Here is a 240-nt window from a genome sequence, read left to right as displayed (position 1 = left end):
ACACGTCCGAATCGCGGTTTCGGCATCAAAACAGCCTGCGGTATTGGGCAAGATGGTATATTTATCCGGTGAAATGATATCTAATAAATTTGGCTCATTACTATTTTGACCAATATTGGTACGGCGAATAGCAACGGTGACAATCTCAGCTTCTGAGGCACCAATAGCAGCACCCGTTTCAGCCATGTCTTTATATTTACCGGTACCGACCAACAATCGAGAAGAGAATGTACGACTGCC

Annotated in this window: 1 pseudogene; it reads right to left on the bottom strand. The window is 44.6% G+C overall.

From position 1 onward, the window contains the following. Positions 1 to 240 (bottom strand): annotated as a pseudogene (locus BTV98_RS13385) (thiazole synthase); the annotation flags it as partial.

It is taken from the genome of Psychrobacter sp. Cmf 22.2 (assembly GCF_001921745.1).
GTDB lineage: Bacteria > Pseudomonadota > Gammaproteobacteria > Pseudomonadales > Moraxellaceae > Psychrobacter.
This window is presented reverse-complemented; position numbering and strand designations above follow the sequence as displayed.